At 61.6% G+C, this 16661-nt stretch carries 12 protein-coding genes, 3 tRNA genes and 1 pseudogene; 5 read left to right on the plus strand and 11 right to left on the minus strand.

What is annotated here, in order from left to right; genetic code table 11:
* Window position 1: 1 nt before the first annotated feature.
* From GST84_06355 to GST84_06370, 4 genes and pseudogenes are all read right to left on the minus strand, one after another.
* Window positions 2-463, minus strand: a complete 462-nt coding sequence (locus tag GST84_06355; protein XGB12002.1) for a DUF1456 family protein — start codon at window positions 461-463, stop codon at window positions 2-4.
* Window positions 464-512: 49 nt separating this feature from the next.
* Entirely contained in the window at window positions 513-1223 is a 711-nt protein-coding gene (locus GST84_06360) for an RNA-binding protein (protein XGB12003.1), read from the minus strand.
* Between the two features lie 119 nt (window positions 1224-1342).
* On the minus strand, window positions 1343-1798 hold the full coding sequence (locus GST84_06365; GenBank protein ID XGB12004.1) for a GNAT family N-acetyltransferase: 456 nt from the start codon (window positions 1796-1798) through the stop codon (window positions 1343-1345).
* Between the two features lie 346 nt (window positions 1799-2144).
* A pseudogene (locus tag GST84_06370) lies at window positions 2145-2252 on the minus strand (DUF2497 domain-containing protein).
* A 576-nt stretch (window positions 2253-2828) separates the two neighbouring features.
* On the opposite strand from GST84_06370, the gene GST84_06375 reads away from it, so the two are divergent.
* From GST84_06375 to GST84_06385, 3 genes are read left to right on the plus strand one after another with little or no spacing between them, the layout of a single operon-like run.
* The gene (locus GST84_06375) at window positions 2829-3674 is read left to right on the plus strand and encodes a hypothetical protein (GenBank protein ID XGB12005.1); all 846 of its coding nucleotides are present in this window, start codon (window positions 2829-2831) and stop codon (window positions 3672-3674) included.
* Window positions 3671-5290 (plus strand): hypothetical protein, encoded by a 1620-nt coding sequence (locus GST84_06380; GenBank protein ID XGB12006.1) that lies wholly within the window; start codon window positions 3671-3673, stop codon window positions 5288-5290. The genes GST84_06375 and GST84_06380 overlap by 4 nt, the downstream gene beginning before the upstream one ends.
* 54 nt (window positions 5291-5344) lie before the next feature.
* A complete protein-coding gene (locus GST84_06385) occupies window positions 5345-6094 on the plus strand; it encodes a hypothetical protein (GenBank protein XGB12007.1) in 750 nt (249 codons plus the stop codon).
* Window positions 6095-6166: 72 nt separating this feature from the next.
* Here the strand turns inward: GST84_06385 and rimO are convergent, their stop codons facing one another.
* Window positions 6167-7498: a 30S ribosomal protein S12 methylthiotransferase RimO gene (gene rimO / locus GST84_06390; protein XGB12008.1), complete on the minus strand. Its 1332-nt coding sequence runs from the start codon at window positions 7496-7498 to the stop codon at window positions 6167-6169.
* A gap of 235 nt (window positions 7499-7733) precedes the next feature.
* On the opposite strand from rimO, the gene GST84_06395 reads away from it, so the two are divergent.
* Complete coding sequence (locus GST84_06395; GenBank protein ID XGB12009.1) at window positions 7734-9644, plus strand: potassium transporter Kup; 1911 nt, start codon at window positions 7734-7736, stop codon at window positions 9642-9644.
* Window positions 9645-9692: 48 nt separating this feature from the next.
* Here the strand turns inward: GST84_06395 and GST84_06400 are convergent, their stop codons facing one another.
* The 5 genes from GST84_06400 to GST84_06420 all read right to left on the minus strand — a co-directional run bounded on the left by GST84_06400 (window position 9693) and on the right by GST84_06420 (window position 14385).
* The gene (locus GST84_06400) at window positions 9693-10985 is read right to left on the minus strand and encodes a virulence factor family protein (GenBank protein ID XGB12010.1); all 1293 of its coding nucleotides are present in this window, start codon (window positions 10983-10985) and stop codon (window positions 9693-9695) included.
* On the minus strand, window positions 10985-13627 hold the full coding sequence (mprF, locus tag GST84_06405; GenBank protein XGB12011.1) for a bifunctional lysylphosphatidylglycerol flippase/synthetase MprF: 2643 nt from the start codon (window positions 13625-13627) through the stop codon (window positions 10985-10987). Before mprF ends, GST84_06400 begins: the two co-directional genes overlap by 1 nt.
* Window positions 13628-13887: 260 nt before the next feature.
* A tRNA-Met gene (locus GST84_06410) sits at window positions 13888-13964 on the minus strand.
* Window positions 13965-14098: 134 nt separating this feature from the next.
* Window positions 14099-14175, minus strand: a tRNA-Met gene (locus GST84_06415).
* 133 nt (window positions 14176-14308) lie between these two features.
* A tRNA-Met gene (locus tag GST84_06420) sits at window positions 14309-14385 on the minus strand.
* Between the two features lie 215 nt (window positions 14386-14600).
* Here GST84_06420 and dinB point away from each other — a divergent pair.
* Complete coding sequence (dinB, locus tag GST84_06425; protein XGB12012.1) at window positions 14601-15668, plus strand: DNA polymerase IV; 1068 nt, start codon at window positions 14601-14603, stop codon at window positions 15666-15668.
* Window positions 15669-15695: 27 nt separating this feature from the next.
* On the opposite strand, the gene GST84_06430 is transcribed toward dinB, so the two are convergent.
* Window positions 15696-16649 (minus strand): hypothetical protein, encoded by a 954-nt coding sequence (locus tag GST84_06430; protein XGB12013.1) that lies wholly within the window; start codon window positions 16647-16649, stop codon window positions 15696-15698.
* Window positions 16650-16661 lie beyond the last annotated feature (12 nt).

Here is a 16661-nt window from a genome sequence, read left to right on the forward strand (position 1 = left end):
CTCAGCCGCGCACGCGCAGGGTCAGGCCCTTGAGGAAGTTGCGCAGCAACTGGTCGCCACACGGGCGGTAGTTGTCGTGGCCAGCCTTGCGGAACAGCGCGCTGAGCTCAGGTTTGCTGACCGGGAAGTTGACCGACTTGAGAATCGCGTGCAGGTCGTCTTCCTTGAGCTCAAAGGCCACACGCAGCTTCTTGAGGATCAGGTTGTTGGTTACCGGCAGCTCAATCGGCTGCTGCGGGCGGCTATCGTCCTTGCCTCGGCGGTAGATCACCAGGCCGTCAAGGAAGTGCGCCATCACCCGTTCCGGGCAGCGCACGAAGCCTTCCTCTTCTTCTTTTTTCAGGTAGGTGGCCAGCACCAGAGGATGCACTTCGAGGCCAGAGAGCCCAATGATCTCGGCCATCTTGGCGTCGTTCACCTTGAGCATGTAGCGCAGGCTGCGCAGGACGTCGTTGTGGTTCATTGCAGCAGAATCCTGTTCAGGTGCCGCGCGTTCCGGCGCGGCGTATTGCTTAAAAACGTTCGGAGGTAGCCAGGTAGCGCCATTGGCCCAAGGGCAACTTGCCCATCGACACACCCCCCAGGCGAATGCGTCGCATGCTTAAAAGCTCCAGACGCAGGTAGGCGCATAGCTCGGAAATCTGCCCTGGTTGTGGGTTTTTCAACACCATGCGCAAGTGTGTCTCGTTCTGCCAGCTGGCCTTGGCCTTAGGCAATTCGCGGTCATTGCGCATGGCCCCGCGCGCCAGGCGTTCCAGCGCCTGGGGGGTGGTCTCGCCGCGCACTTCAATGATGAACTCCTGCTCCAGGCGACGCAGGTCGGCTTCGATCTTGCGGGATACCCGCCAGTCTTGGGTAAACACCTGCAGGCCGCTGGCGCCACGCTCCAGCGGTGCCACACAGGCCTGCCGGGCAAAATGCCCGTGCAGGGCGCGCACGCCTTCGCGGTGGGCTTCGCTGAGGCTGCCCATGTTCATGCTGGCGCGGGCGTCTTCACTGTCCATGCCGGCTGGCTGGTTCAGCAGCAGGGTCACCGGCTCCAGGGTTTCGGCACGGGCGCCCGGCAGCAGCTCGACGCGCTGCTGCTCAACCTTGAACTGCGGCTGCTCAACCACCACGCCATCGACCGTTACCCAGCCTCCTTCAATGTACTGCTCGGCCTCGCGGCGGGAGCAGCCGAGCTGCTCGATGAGGCGTTTGGACAGGCGGACGGGTTCGGACATGGGGCAATTCGCAAGGCAGGGAAAGGCCTCCATTGTACCTGCCTGCAAGCGGTAGATGATGGGAATCTGTGTCAGATGCGCCATTTTGGACACATAGCGCGGCACATTCAGGCGCCGCCTCAAGGCACTGTGCGCATTAGCCTCATGTGCAGCAGAGGGTAGGGCTGGCCCAGGCCGTCGGTTTCCGAACGGCCGATGACCTCGAAACCTTCATGCAGGTAGAAGCCCAGCGCTCTCGGGTTCTGTTCGTTGACGTCAAGGTACTCGGCATTCAGTTCGCTGATTGCATAGCGCAGCAAGCGCTTGCCTACCCCTTGGCCGCGGTAGCCAGGTGCGACGAACAGCATGTCTATCCGCCCGTTGGCGACACCGGCGAAACCACAGATGCGCTGGCGGTCCTTGCAGCAGATCAGCATCACTGCGTCGAGATACCGGCGCAGCACATGCTCGCGCAGTAGCAGGATATAGCCCTCTGGCAGAAAGTCGTGGGTGGCACGTACCGAATCCTCCCACACTTGTACCAGCTCGCTGTAGTCGCTCAAGCGCGGGGTTTGCAGCGTCAGTAGCGCAGGCATGCCGGCGTTCCTCTGGGGCGATAGGGAAAACATAGCAGGCCAACCACCGGTCGGCTTGTTCGCTTGGCGCTTGAGACCTGGGGAGTGACGGTCTATTAATTAAGCGTGGGAAAAAATCCCACGTAAATATAAGTTCAATCTGAAACTGGATTCCTGACTGATTTGGCGTTCTCGTGGCGAAGACCTGGAGACGGACTATGCAAATCCACCTGCTGTTCAAGAAGGCGTTACTCGCGGCAGCTGTAGCTGGCGTGTTATCGATGTCCATTGCCTTGATCCCTGACTCGATTTCTCATGGCACCAGTGCTTACGCTAAAGATGGCGGCGGCGGCGGCGGCGGTGGCGGTCATGGGGGAGGCGGTGGTGGCCATGGTGGCGGTGGAAGTGGCGGCGGCGGTGGTCACGGTGGCGGCGGAAGTGGCGGCGGCGGTGGTCACGGTGGCGGCGGAAGTGGTGGAGGCGGTGGTCACGGTGGCGGCGGAAGTGGTGGAGGCGGTGGTCACGGTGGTGGTGGAAGTGGTGGCGGCGGTGGTCACGGTGGCGGCGGAAGTGGAAGTGGTGGCCACGGCAGCGGCGGTGACGGTGGTGGCCATGCCGGCAACAGTGGCAGTGGCCACGACGGCAATTCAAACGCTGGGCGCAGCAGCAACCATGCTGAAGCAGGTGACGATCATGGTAATCATGTCGGCGGTGAGCCTGGGGATGATCACGGTAATCATGTTGGTGGTGAACCTGGTGATGATCACGGCAACCATGTGGGTGGCGAACCGGGTGATGACCACGGTGTTCATGCCGGTGGCGAGGCCGGGGATGACAACAGCAGAAGCTGATTGGTACTGATCCGAAGTGGTCCATACAAAACCCAGCGGACGGGTTTTGTATGAGCAGGTTCTGGCCTGCCTGCCTTTGTCACGTCATTTCCAATGAGCGCTGACAGCTTTTTCCTCGCCCAAGCCGGGACATGATTGCGGTTTGCGTGGGATTTATTCCCTCGCCTTATACTGGGTGCCTCTGTCAAGGAATGCCCTCAATGCAATCGCCTGTTTTACCCCCGTCGATGCTGAGTGCGCTGCGGCGTGTCATGCGCCCGCTGGTGCGCCTGATGCTGCGCAAAGGGGTCACCTACACGATGTTCACCGACCTGCTCAAGGAGGTGTTCGTCGATGTAGCCCATCGCGAGTTTCGCCTGAACGACACTGCGCCAACCGACAGCCGTATCAGCCTGCTTACAGGCGTACATCGTAAAGATGTCCGGCGGCTGCGTAATGAGGGCGACACTGCACGTGCGACCCTGCCGGATAACATCACGCTAGGTGCACAGCTGGTCAATGTGTGGACCAACACCCCACCATTCTGCTCGGCGCCCGGCCAGGCGAGGGCGCTTGCACGGCTAGCCAGTGTGGGTGGCGATTGCTCATTCGATGCCCTGGTCGCCAGGGTCAGCACCGATATCCGCGGTCGGGTGGTGCTGGACGAATGGCTGCGCCTGGGCGTCGTGCGGCTCGATGAGCAGGATTGCGTGCACCTGGAAGCCCATGCATTCGTGCCACAGAAGGGTTTTGATGAAAAGGCTGCGTACTTCGGCCACAACCTGCATGACCATGCCTGTGCTGCGGTGCATAACCTCAGCGGCGAAGGCCAGCCGTTTTTTGAGCGTAGCGTGCACTACGATGCCTTGAGCCCGGCCAGCGTCGAGCATCTGCGTGACGTGGTAGCCAAGGATGGCATGCAGACACTACTTGCCTTCAGCCGACTTGCAGCTGAGTTGGAGAGTGTTGATGAGCCCGGTATCGAACAACGTCAGCGCATCACTGTCGGGCTTTATTTCTACACTGAAGCTACCGATTCCGATCCGTCGAAGACACCCGGGCCATGACACTTTTTGTGCGCTACCTCAGTGCTGTCACGTTTGCCCTGGTTTTCGGGTGGAACCTGATGGTCCCGGGCGAGGTGGCTGCAGCGCCGGTATGTGTCAGCCGTGACGAAGTGGGTATGGCCGGTGCCGCGAGTCTGCAGTTTCCCGGCGGCATGGGCGGCACCGGTGTGCGCAATGAAAATGGCGGCGTCGGTGGCACCGGTGCCCCAGTTCAGCAACGCCCTGGGGGTACAGGCGGCACAGGTGCAGTGGCGGATGGTGTGGACGGTACCAGTACGCCGATCCTGCGCCCGGGTGGTACTGGGGGTACAGGCATCGTCGGTACCATCACCGGCTTCGCCTCGATCTGCGTCAATGGCATGGAAGTGCACTATGGCAAGGACGTACCGGTGAGTGAAAACGGCGCACCTACCAGCAGTGGTCAGCTGGCGATCGGGCAGGTGGTGGCGGTGGAGGCATTCGCCACCCAGCGCGGCCTGCAAGCAGGGCGCATTTCGATCCTCAACGTCTTCGAAGGGCCATTGACGGCGCTGCCCAATGCCTCGGCCCCCCTGCGGGTCATGGGGCAACCTGTGCGGTTGGCCGCTGGCGCGCGGGTGGCTGAAGGGCTGCGCCCTGGTGAGCCCGTGAGGGTCAGCGGCCTGCGCGATGCCCGGGGAGAAGTAGTGGCCACCCGCATCGAACGGGCACCGGGGTTGAGGGAGGCCAGCGCCATCGGCGCGGTTGATCGCACTGGCAGCCTTCAAGGGTTGAAGTTGGGTACCCGTGTGGCGCCTGCTCGTGAATTGCTGGTGCGCGGCCAGTGGACCGGGCGCCAGCTTGAAGTGGCGCAAACCCGTCCAGACCCGAGCCTGCCTTTTGCTGGCCGTGTCCAGCAGGCGGTGGTTGAAGGGCTGGTGCAGCGCACACAAGCTCGGCAGTTGGTGGTCGCAGGTATCAATGTGACGTTGGGGCAGGGCACCGTAATTGTCGGCAGGCAGCCAACGGCGTTGGCGCTCGATCAACGTGTGCGGGTGAGCGGGGTGCTCAATGGTACTCATGAGCTGCGGGCAACCCGCGTGGAACTCCAGGACGACCGTGTAGACAATCCCGGCAGAAGCCAGTCGGGGCACGGTAGTGAGCATGACAAAAGCAGCTCCGGCGGTTCCAGCAGCGGTCATGGCGCAAGCGATGCGACCAACGATCGCGATGAAAGTAGTGATGATCACAGTGGGCGCAGCGCCGTCGACGGCTCCGGTAGCCATGGCAGCGTTGACAAGTCGGGAGCGTCGGCACACCGCGACACCTTGGAGCGGTCGGCCCGCAGCAACAGCGGAAGCTCCGATCGGGTTGAAAAGGTTGAAGTCGAAAAAACCGGGAAGGTTGAAAAAGTAGAGAAGGTCGAAAAGCCCGAGAAAGTCGAGAAAGTCGAGAAAGTCGAGAAAGTCGAGAAAGTCGAGAAAGTCGAGAAAGTCGAGAAAGTCGAGAAAGTCGAGAAGGTCGAAAAAGTCGAGAAGGTCGAAAAAGTCGAAAAAGTCGAAAAACCTGAACGGGTCGAAAAGGTCGAAAAGGTGGAGTTACCAGAGAGAGTTGAGAAGGTGGAAAAAGTCGAGCATCCAGAGCGATCCGGGCGTTAGCCAACTAGGCTGTGAAAATCCGACCATGCTTCCCGAAAGCGTACTGAGGTGCAAATGAGACCCTCGCTCGCTCTTTTCGCCTGTTTGCTCTCATGCACCTGTGTGTCGGTGCAGGCTGATACCTTCAGTGCCGCCATTGGCATGGACTATTCAAGTGGCGACTATGGCACCGGCACCACGTCGGAAATCTGGTATTTGCCAGTGGTCGGCAAGTATGAGAGCGGCCCCATGACTTACAAGGTTACCGTGCCCTGGTTGCGTATCACCAACCCCGAAGTCGGCCCCAATGGTGACCCCTTGCCCGGTGGTTGCCGAGACGTGGAGAGCGGGTTGGGTGACACGGTTGCCAGCGTCGCCTATGCATTGTTAGATGGTAGTGACGGCGGCCTGATGCTGGACCTGATCGGCAAGGTCAAATTCCCCACCGCCGACGAAGACCAGTGCCTGGGCACCGGACAGTACGACTACACCACCCAGGTCGACATCACCAAGGGCTTTGGCTCGGTCACCGGCTTCGCGACACTGGGTTGGAAGAAATTCGGCGACCCGCCCGATAGCGATTTCGACGACCCGGTATTTGCCAGCCTCGGTTTTGCCCTGCCGGTGGCGGTCGGTACTTCGGCCGGCGCCTCCTACGATTGGCGGCAGAAAGTGGTCTCGACCGGGGCGCAGATCAAGGAGCTTACCTTGTTCCTCACCCACAAGCTCAACCCGCAGTGGAAAGTCCAACTCTACGCAGTCAAAGGCTTCTCGGATGCCAGCCCGGATGCCGAGGGCGGCCTGATGCTGTTCCACACGTTCTGACAAAAAAGCCCCTGCACCGGTCATTCCCTAATGGAGAGCGCCGGGGCAGGGGCTTTGCAGGCTTCAGCCGTTTTAGATGGGTTCAGCCCACATGTCGTATTCGTCGGCATCCACTACACGGCAACGCACTTTGTCGCCTGGTTTGAAACCATGGTCGCCATCGATGAACACGCTGCCATCGATTTCCGGTGCATCGAAGAAGCTGCGGCCAACCGAGCCTTGTTCTTCAACTTCGTCGATCAGCACGTCGATTTCCTTGCCGATACGCAATTGCAGGCGGGCAGCACTGATGGCCTGCTGGTGGGCCATGAAGCGGTCCCAGCGCGACTGCTTGACGTCGTCCGGTACTTCTTCCAGGCCCAGGTCGTTGGCCGGGGCGCCTTCTACCGGCGAGTACTGGAAGCAGCCCACGCGGTCGAGCTGGGCTTCGGTCAGCCAGTCCAGCAGGTACTGGAAGTCTTCCTCGGTCTCGCCCGGGAAGCCGACGATGAAGGTGGAGCGGATCACCAGCTCAGGGCATTGCTCGCGCCAGTTCTTGATGCGTGCCAGGGTGCGGTCTTCGAAGGCAGGGCGCTTCATCGACTTGAGCACTTTCGGGCTGGCGTGCTGGAACGGGATGTCCAGGTACGGCAGGATCTTGCCGGCAGCCATCAGCGGGATCACGTCGTCAACGTTCGGGTAAGGGTACACATAGTGCAGGCGTACCCAGGCGCCCAGGCTGCTCAGCGCTTCGCACAGCTCGAGCATGCGGGTCTTGACCGGGCGGCCGTTCCAGAAGTCGGTCTTGTACTTGACGTCGACGCCGTAGGCGCTGGTGTCCTGGGAAATCACCAGGATCTCCTTGACCCCGGCCTTGACCAGGCGCTCGGCCTCACTCAGCACTTCACCCACCGGGCGGCTGACCAGCTTGCCGCGCATCGACGGGATGATGCAGAAGCTGCAGCTGTGGTTGCAGCCTTCGGAGATTTTCAGGTAGGCATAGTGGCGCGGGGTCAGCTTGACGCCCTGTGGCGGCACCAGGTCGATCAGCGGGTTGTGGTCCTGACGCGGTGGCACCACTTCGTGAACGGCGTTGACCACCTGCTCGTACTGCTGTGGGCCGGTGACCGACAGCACGCTTGGGTGCACGTCACGGATGTTGCCTTCCTCGACGCCCATGCAGCCGGTGACGATGACCTTGCCGTTTTCCTTGATTGCTTCGCCGATCACTTCCAGCGATTCGGCCTTGGCGCTGTCGATGAAGCCGCAGGTGTTGACCACCACCACGTCGGCGTCCTCGTAGGTGGGCACGACTTCATAGCCTTCCATGCGCAGCTGGGTCAGGATGCGTTCAGAGTCGACCAAGGCTTTTGGGCAACCCAGGCTTACGAAACCTACCTTGGGGGTGGCGGGCGTGGTGGACATGACTAACCTCGGTATTGAATGCAGGTCGCCCGGCCGGAATCGGGGACGAACTTGACGGGCGCTTTTGGCGCCTCTGATCAAAAAGTGCGCAATTCTAGCGAGCGCAAGGGCGCTTGACCAGCAGAAATACGACGAACGCTGCGCTATGCTTCGCGCCGTTGCGCCGGGGTGCCTTCAAGGGCCTGGCGGCAAAGTGATTACCAAGGGCCGTAAAGGCCGTTTGCGGGAGTGGTCGATGGTTCAGGCAAGCAGTCACGCTGAGGGCGGGCACGAGGGGAAGCAGGGGGCGTCGCGGTCGGTGGGCCTGCTCGTGGCGGCGGTCGGTGTGGTTTATGGCGATATCGGCACAAGTCCGTTGTACACCCTCAAGGAGGTCTTTACCGGCGGCTATGGGGTGTCGGTCAACCATGATGGCGTGCTGGGGATCCTGTCGCTGATCCTGTGGTCGCTGCTGTGGGTGGTGTCGTTCAAGTACGTGATGTTCATCTTGCGTGCTGATAACCAGGGTGAGGGCGGCACCATGGCGCTGACTGCACTGGCGCGGCGGGCCACGGCGGCCTACCCGCGGCTGCGCACGCTTATGGTGATCTGTGGCTTGATCGGCGCTTCGCTGTTCTATGGTGACAGTATGATCACCCCGGCGGTATCGGTGCTGTCGGCGGTGGAGGGCGTAGGCCTGGCCTTCGACGGTATCGACCACTGGGTAGTGCCAATTTCGCTGGTGGTGCTGGTGGCACTGTTCCTGGTGCAGCAGCACGGCACCGAGAAGATCGGCAAGCTGTTTGGTCCGATCATGGTGACTTGGTTCGTGGCGCTGGGCGCGCTGGGTGTGCATGGCATCTCGCAGAGCCCGGAAGTGCTCAAGGCGTTCAACCCGGGCTGGGCAGTCAACTTCTTCGTGGTGAACCCAGGCATCGGCGTGGCCATTCTTGGTGCGGTGGTGCTGGCGCTGACCGGTGCTGAGGCGCTGTACGCCGACATGGGGCACTTTGGCCGCAAGCCGATTGCCCGGGCCTGGTTCATCCTGGTGCTACCGGCGCTGCTGCTCAACTATTTTGGCCAGGGTGCACTGCTGCTGCAAAACCCGGAGGCGGCGCGCAACCCGTTCTACCTGCTGGCGCCGGACTGGGCGCTGCTGCCCTTGGTCGGGCTGGCCACCATGGCCACGGTTATCGCCTCGCAGGCGGTGATTTCCGGGGCCTTCTCCCTGACCCGTCAGGCCATCCAGCTGGGCTACATCCCACGTATGCACATTCAGCACACCTCAAGCGACGAGCAGGGGCAGATCTATATTGGTGCGGTGAACTGGACGCTGATGGCGGGCGTGGTGCTGTTGGTCATCGGCTTCGGGTCGTCGGGCGCTCTGGCGGCTGCCTATGGGGTTGCGGTCACCGGTACCATGCTGATGACCACCATTCTGGTATCCGCGGTGATGCTGCTGCTGTGGAAGTGGCCGCCGCTGCTCGCAGTGCCGATTCTGGTCGGCTTCCTGTTAGTCGACGGGCTGTTCTTCGCCGCCAACGTGCCGAAAATCGCCCAGGGCGGTGCCTTCCCGGTGTTGGCCGGCGGTGTGCTGTTCCTGCTGATGAGCACCTGGAAGCGCGGCAAGCAGATTCTGGTCGAGCGCATCGATGAAGGTGCGCTGCCGTTGCCATTGTTCATCAGCAGCATCCGCATTCAGCCACCGCACCGGGTCGAGGGTACGGCAGTGTTTCTGACTGCGCGCTCCGATGCCGTGCCGCATGCGCTGTTGCACAACATGCTGCACAACCAGGTGCTGCACAGCCAGGTGGTGTTGCTGACTGTGGTCAGCGAAGACCGGCCCCGGGTGCCGGAACATGAGCGTTTCGAGGTGGAAGCCTATGGCGACGGATTCTTCCGTGTGTTGCTGCACTTTGGGTTCATGGATGAGCCGGACGTGCCTGCCGCGTTGAAGCTGTGCCATCTGGATGGCCTGGACTTCACGCCGATGCGCACCACCTACTTCCTTAGTCGCGAGACGGTGATCGCGTCACGGCTGGAGGGGATGTCGCGCTGGCGGGGCAACCTGTTCGCGTTCTTGCTGAAGAATGCCAACGGCAACCTGCGCTTCTTCAACCTGCCGTTGAACCGGGTGATCGAGCTGGGGACGCAGGTCGAGATCTGAATTGGGTTATACGGTACTGTCAGGGCCGCAGAGCGGCCCTGATGCCTGTCAATTCTGCTCAGCTACGCGGGACTTGCCTTGGCGTGTCTCGATCTCGCCAATCAACCGCTTGGCGAGTGCCGGGTAGTTCTCGTCGAAGTGGTGCCCGCCAGGCAGTTTGAGGTGCTCACCTACTGCCGTGTTTTCCGTGCAACCGCTTTCGTCGGTTTCCTCTACGCCATACACGCAGACGACCTTGGATGCTGGCAGCTTGGCCATTTCCGGCCCGGTTGGCGCTTCCTGGCCTTCCTTGCCCAGCCAACCCTCGACCTCGATCTCGAAACTGCCACTGCGCGCAAAGGCCAACAGCATCACCGCGTCGATACGCTGTTGGTCCTCGACCGGCAGGCGGTTGTAGATTGCCGGCAGCACATCGGCGCCGAACGAATAGCCGGTCAATACGAAGCGCTTGGTACCCCACTTCTGCCGGTAGTGATGCATCAGCTCGGAAAGGTCGGCGGCGCTTTGTTCCGGGGTCTTGTGCTGCCAGTAGTAGCGTAGCGTGTCGATGCCTACCACCGGGTAACCCAGCTTGGCCATTTCCCCGGCCACGTCGCGGTCCAGGTCGCGCCAGCCGCCATCACCAGAAAGGAACAAGGTGACCGTGTCTGTCGTTTGCCCGGCCGGCACCTCGACCACCGGCATGGCCAGTGCGTTACCGTCATGGCCGACCAGGGCTTGGGTGAGTTGCGCCTTGAGCACTTGTGGCAAGTGGATGTCGTAGTCGCTGATGCTGGTTTCGGCGTTGGCCTGGTCGCGCACGAACGCGGCGCTGGCGTCATCCGGGTTGTCGTTCCAGGCGACGTTCCAGTGGCCATGGGCAGCCGATTTGGGCAGCGGTGCCTGGCAGCCAGGCTGTTCGAGGGTGAAGCCCACGGAAATGGCCCGCGCCTTGTCATTGTCCTGGCTGGCCAGCCAACGCCAGGCCTGAGCGGCACCGGGGCCGATACCTGCGACCAGGGTCGGTTTTCCTGGCAGTTGCGCCAGCGCCTGGTCCATGGCCTGTTGCTGCTTGCTGCAGTCATTAGGCGGCAGAATTACCTGCACCAGCTGGGCTTCACCGGCCTGGCTCAGGTCGAGCAGTTGCTTGCCCGTCAGTGCCTGGTCTTGTGGCACACCGATGGCCACCCGGACCTTGGGGTGCACACCAGGGGTAACAAGGGTGATGCTGGTGTCATTGATGCTCATTTGTTCCAGGCGTGCCTCGGGGGCCGGGCGCGTCCACAGCCAGAAGGCCAGCGCGCCACCCAAGGCGGCCAGCAGCAGGGGAACCAGCAGGTACAGCCAAAAGCGTCGGGTCATCAGCGTTTCACCAATCCAGTCAGGCCGCCTGCAATCAGGGCGGCGGTGTCGGCCAGTGCCACCAGCGGGTCGAGCCCGGCTGGCACGGCCATGTAGCGGGGTTCCCAGTCCGGCTGGAACTTGTCCTTGAAGCGTCGAAGCCCCTGGAAGTTGTAAAGCTGTTCACCACGGCGGAACACCAGTGAACCCAAGCGCTGGGTCAAGGGGGCGCCACGCCTTGGTTGCAGACCGGACAGCGGTACCATGCCCAGGCTGAAACGCCCGTAGTCATGGCTTTTGTAGTGCAGGATCAAGCCGATCATCATGAATTCCATGGTCAGCTTTGGCGCTTCGGGGTGCGCACGCATCAGGTCGAGGCTGGCCAGCTCGTTTCCATGGGTTTCCAGCAAGTTGGCGAAGGCTACCGGGCGGCCCTGGAAGCGAATCAGGGCTATGCGGAAGTGTTGCAGGTAGTCCGGGCTGAAGCGCCCCAGCGAAAAGCCTTTCTCGCGCACGCTCTTGCCGCCGAGCCAGGCATCGGAAATTTCCTTCAGCTCAGCCAGCGGAGCGTGGCCGGGCTCATGGATCTCAAGGCTCAGGCCATCGCGTCCGCCGCGGTTCCAGGTGTAGCGCAGGTCCTTCATCTCCTTGCCTTTGGCTTCAAGGTCGAAGCGGCGCAAGTCGACCCGGGCTTCTTCGCCCAGCTTCAATGCGGTCAGGCCGATGTCCATATAGAACGGCAGGTTCTCCGCGCGCACCTGGTAGAACACTGGCCGTGCGTTATGCAGGTCGCACAGGTCGCGGAACTGCCAGATCATCTCGGCGCGTTCCTGGGCCGGGCCTATCGGGTCATACAGCGCCACCAGGCTGCGGCCGCGCCGGGCGTACATGAGAAACGCATTATCACGCGGGTGGAACAGCAACGCCTTGTCGCCAGTCAGCGCCAAGCCACCGTCGGGCTGGTCGGAGGCCTGCAGGATACGGTTGGCGCGTTGCAGCTCTTCTTCATCGGGCAGGTGGATCACCGGCGGCGCCGTGCGCAGCAGCCACGTCAGTGCCACGGCAGCCAGTAGCAAGGCGCTGCCCATGGCGGCGCGCAGACCCCGTGGAGCGTCGGCATCCAGAGTGAACTGCCACCATAGCTGATGGCTGTAAGGCACATCCTGGTAGGCGAACAGCAGCAACCACACCGATGCGCCTACCGCACAGGCGCTGGCCACCAGGAACACCGGCGAGAAGGGTAGCTCCAGCAGGCGGCTGGGGCGATAGAACGAGCGGCGGAATAGAGCGAGCAGGGCAGCGGTGAAGGTCAGCAGGCAAGCCTCTTCCCAGTCAAAACCCTTCAACAGCGACAGCAGGGCGCCGACCAGCAACAGTACGGTGGTCAGTAGCCAGGCGGCGGACAGGCGCCGACGCAGGCCTTGGGCCAGTAGCAGGCATAGCACACCGATCAGGCTGGCGCCGAAATGAGAGGCATCGATCAGCCGGTGTGGCACCAGGAAGCCCATGTGCTCCAGACGCGTGTCTATCTCCGGCGTGGCGCCGGAAAACAGCAGCACCATGCCGGACAGGAACACCAGAATCGACAGGACCGGTGCGGCCAGACCCGAAGCGGCCTTGATGGCCTGTTGTGCAAACAGCAGGCGTCGGGCTTCATTGGCCAGCAGCAACACGCAGGCCAGCAGCAGTGGCAGTACCACATAGATCAGCCGGTACAGCAGCAAGGCAGCGGCCAGCGGTGCGGCACCGAGTTGGTCGGCAAAGGCCGCCAGCAGGATCGCTTCGAATACCCCGACGCCGCCCGGTACGTGGCTGAGCACGCCTGCAGCCAAGGCCAGCAGGTACACCAGCACAAAGGCGCCGAAAGGAGGGGCTTCTGGCAGCAACAGGTAGAGCACGGTGGCTGCCGCCGCCACATCCAGCGCGGTAATCAGCAGTTGCAGGGCCGCCAGGCGCGCATTGGGCAGGCGAAGTGTGCGCCGGCCCAGTTGAACGAGCAGGTTATCGGCCAGTGGTTGCTCGGCCAGGCGTCGGCGGTACAAGCCAATGACCAGCAAGGCAGACAGCACCAGCACGGCGCTGGCGACAGCGGCCAGCAGGCCGGGCGCCAACCCGAGTGCTGTCGAGGCCGCCGGCAGGTTGCTCAATGTCGCCAGAGCGGCTAGTGGCGGCAGCGCGCAGCCCAGTGACAGGCTGGCAAACACGGTCATGCGTGCGACCTCGCCAGCACCAAGGCCCAGGCGTGCGTACAGGCGATAGCGAACCGAGCCGCCAGAGAGCATCGACAGGCCGATGGCGTTGCCGATGGCAAAGGCGCTGAAACCGCCCAATATCAGGCTGCGTGCTGGCAGTTTCACGCCCGCATAGCGGCTGGCCGACCACTCGTAGCCCAGCAGGATCACAAAGCCGATCACCGTTGCCAGCAAGGCGCCCAGCAATGACTGGGTCGGCACGCTGAGCATCGCATCGTGCAAGGCATAGATGTCCAGCTCGTTCAGCAGGTGGCGGCAGGCAATCAAGGCCATCGTGAACAGTAGCAGGGTCACCATCAGGCCTATGGGCTGGCGGTAGCGACTTAGGCGTTCGAGCAAGGGCAGGCGCTGCACAGCACCGGGTAGCGCCGTAGCGAGTGGCACCGGAGGTTCGGGATTGTGCGAAGTCATGAGATGCCCCGGGCATGCTGCGCGAGGTGAAGGAGAGGTGCGGCCAAGTGAAAGTCCCTTAGGAAAACGTATCCAATGTTACTCCGGCCTCAGGCGTTTGCAGCTGCCTGGCACGGTTAAAGATAGTTCATCCTGGATACGGCATCTCAAGCCTGCGAGTTGGCATGAGGGTAGGGAAAATCGAGGCGACAAGAATCAGGAAGGTATAAAGCAACAAAACCCGCGCTGCTTTACACAGGCGGGGTTTGTTCTGACGAATATGGTTGCGGGAGCCGGATTTGAACCGACGACCTTCGGGTTATGAGCCCGACGAGCTACCAGGCTGCTCCATCCCGCGTCAGTGGGGCGGATTCTACAGTGTGCAGTTTGTATGTCAAGCGCTAGGCTTTGATTTATCGATGTTTTTTCGAAAACGCTTATCAGCAGGCAAAGAAAAAGGCCACTGTGTTAACAGTGGCCTTTTCTTGAATCTGGTTGCGGGAGCCGGATTTGAACCGACGACCTTCGGGTTATGAGCCCGACGAGCTACCAGGCTGCTCCATCCCGCGTCAGTGGGGCGAATTCTACAGCGTACAGTTTATATGTCAAGCGCTAGGCATTGATTTTTCGAGCTTTTTCGAAAAGGCTTTTTTGCGGGCAAAGAAAAAGGCCACTGCGTTAACAGTGGCCTTTTCTCGAATCTGGTTGCGGGAGCCGGATTTGAACCGACGACCTTCGGGTTATGAGCCCGACGAGCTACCAGGCTGCTCCATCCCGCGCCTGTGAGATCGAATTCTACGGATTTGCGCCCCGATGTCAAGCAATTGTTTTGGAAAAACCTTTTTTGTTCAAACCCTTAGCGCTTGATAACAGTATGCAGCTCAGGCACGGCGGGGCTTTCAGGCCGATTATCGTGTGGCCAGGCAGGTGAGCTGTTTCAGAGCAGGGCGCATGCGATACTATCTGTATGAATTTACAGTGCTGACGGTCGTCCATGTCCTTGCGCAAGATCATTCACGTCGACTGCGATTGTTTCTACGCTGCGATCGAGATGCGTGACGACCCGCGCCTGGCCGGTCGGCCCATGGCGGTGGGGGGCTCGCCCGACCATCGCGGGGTCATCGCCACCTGCAACTATGAAGCACGCGCCTATGGCGTGCGCTCGGCCATGTCGTCGCGGCATGCGCTGAAGCTCTGCCCCGATCTGTTGATCGTCAAGCCGCGCTTCGAGGCCTACCGCGAGGCTTCGCGGGAAATCCACACGATCTTTCGCGACTACACGGAGCTTATCGAGCCTTTGTCGCTGGACGAAGCCTATCTGGATGTCAGCGACAGCCAGTGGTATTCGGGCAGCGCCACGCGCATTGCCGAGGATATACGCCGGCGTGTTGCCCGCACCCTGCATATCACCGTGTCGGCTGGCGTGGCGCCTAACAAGTTTCTGGCCAAGATCGCCAGTGACTGGCGCAAACCCAACGGGCTGTTTGTGATTACCCCAAATGAAGTGGAAACGTTCGTTGCAGCCTTGCCGGTGGCCAGGTTGCATGGGGTGGGTAAGGTGACGGCCGACAAACTGACGCGGCTGGGCATCGAAACCTGCCTGCATTTGCGTGAGTGGTCACGGCTGGCATTGGTGCGCGAGTTCGGCAGTTTTGGCGAGCGGTTGTGGGGGCTGGCGCGGGGGATCGATGAGCGTGCGGTGCACAACGACAGCCGACGCCAGTCGGTGAGTGTTGAAAACACCTACGATACCGACCTGCCAGACCTGACCAGTTGCCTGGCGCGGCTGCCCGAATTGCTGGACAGCCTGAACGAACGCATCGCCCGTATGGACAGCAGTTACCGGCCAGACAAACCGTTCGTCAAGGTCAAGTTCCATGACTTCAGCCAGACCACCATGGAGCAGGCGGGCGCGGGCCGGGACCTGGAGAGTTATCGGCAATTGCTGGGGCAGGCATTCGCCCGTGGTGGCAAGCCGGTACGCTTGCTAGGGGTAGGGGTGCGGTTGCGTGACTTGCGGGGGGCGCATGAACAGCTGGAGCTGTTCCCGCCTAATAAATGAAAGGGGCTGCAATGCAGCCCCATTCTGTTAATGCACGCCCGGATCGGCCACCAACCGGCCAGTGGCCTTGGTCAGCGACTGCAAGAACTCCTGCTGCAGCTCCGGATCGTTGCGGGTCAGCTCGATCAGGCTCTGTTCCATTTCACTGGCTTCCTCTTCAAGGCCCAGCTCGGACAAGCGCTTGACCCGGTGCACCCACTGGCCGACATCATCATCTTCGAGGTCATCGAAGATCAGCTCATGGGCTTCAAGCAGCTTATTGCGCAGGGTAGCGCTGACCAGCAGGCTGGCATCGCCTCTTACCGCATTGTCCTCATCATGTACCTGCAGGTGCAAGGTGCCGACGTGGTTGAGGTTCTGCTCGGAAAACGGGCTGTCGAGCAGGTTCAGACGCAGCACGCCATTGCGGTCGGTGGTCAGCTCGTGGGTCATCTTGCCGGCCTTGACCTCGACCAGGCGCTCGCTCCAGGGCAGGCTGGTGGATTCCTCGCGCTTGCCTTTCTGCACTTCGCTGATCCCGGCCAGGTTTTGCTGGGCGCGGCCGTTGGAGGGCACGTTCATGAACGGGTTGAGCCCATCCACGCCATAACTGAGCCAGTCATGCGTGATGCTTTGCGGCAGGTTGCCCAGGGCGAAGACGTTGACCACATTGGCGCCGACACCCGCCACCACGGCCACTGCACCCAGCGGGATCTCGTAGATCTCACGCCAGGGTTGGTACGGCGTGTAGCGGTCATAGCGACGGGTCACTTCGAACTCGGTGACTTCGAAGCGCTTTTGCTCATGCACGCGCACACGTCGCTGCGGAAGCTCCATCACCTTCGGCTCACCGACATCGATCTGCAGGGTGTGCTCGAGCAGTTTGCGCTCGACGCGCTCCTCATGGTCGCTGCGCTGGGACATCTGGTTGGCGCAGCCGCTGAGGAGCAGGGTGCCGCATAGTGCGGCACCCCCCAGGGTAAAGGTACTTCGCTTGAACATGATCACTCGTGC

This window comes from Pseudomonas putida (assembly GCA_041879295.1).
GTDB lineage: Bacteria > Pseudomonadota > Gammaproteobacteria > Pseudomonadales > Pseudomonadaceae > Aquipseudomonas > Aquipseudomonas putida_Y.